General features: G+C 65.0%; 1 protein-coding gene. It reads right to left on the reverse strand.

What is annotated here, in order from left to right:
- Window positions 1-904 (reverse strand): IS21 family transposase (gene istA, locus CEY15_RS17845; protein WP_141244342.1); only part of this gene is annotated, 904 nt, incomplete at both ends.

The raw sequence follows: 904 nt of genomic DNA on the forward strand, positions 1-904 counted from the left end.
CCCTGGGCAGAACTCAATGGCCCTTGACACGCGTGGGAGGCGATGACCTCCCCGCCCGCCATGACCGTCAACCTCTGCCCGGTGATCTTCACATCGACGTGCTGGCCGGCGAAGGGGTAGGGCACCGAGTACTTCACCGTGGCGATCTCCACGTGGTAATCCCGATTGACCTTGGATTTCTTCCAGATGACCGGCTGCCACCGCGCCTCGGGCAAAGCGATCAGCTCCGACTTCTCGTGCTCGGTGAACAGCTCCCGGCGGCTGGTCTTCTGGCCGCGAAACGGGGTCCGGTCGTTGATCGACTCGACCTCGGCGGCGATCGCCTCGTTCAGGTCGTCCAGGCTGGCGAAGCGCCGATCGGCAAGCCGGCCGATCACCCAGTTCGTCGCCACCTTCACTCCGGCTTCGACGTTGCCCTTGTCGCGGGGTGCCGCCGATCTCGTCGGCACCGCGGCGGTGTGGTGGTACTCGAGAAAGTCCCGATACTCGCGGTTGACCTCCCGGGCCCGATCGCCACGAGTGATCTGATTCGACGCCGTTGACGCGTTGTCCGGGACGATCACCTGCGCCGCCCCGCCGAAGTACTCGAACGCCTGCAAATGCGCGTCGAGCCAATTCGGCATCTTCTCGTCCAGGCAGCCGCAGGCGAAGACCATCCCCGAGTACGGCAGCGAGGCCACGAACACCGACACCGTGGTCCTGGTGCCGGTGACGGGGTCGAAGATCGCCATCTTCGTGCCCGCCCAGTCGACCTGCATCGTGTGCCCGGGAACGTGGGTGATCCGCATCGTCAGCTCGTTGACCTCGACGTATTCGCCGACGATCTGGCAGAACCGCTGATAACTGTAGTGCCGTTGCCCCGGCGATCCGTCGGTGTCGAGGTAGTTGGCCCACAGCACCCGCA

It is taken from the genome of Dietzia natronolimnaea (assembly GCF_002289575.1).
Lineage (GTDB): Bacteria > Actinomycetota > Actinomycetes > Mycobacteriales > Mycobacteriaceae > Dietzia > Dietzia natronolimnaea_A.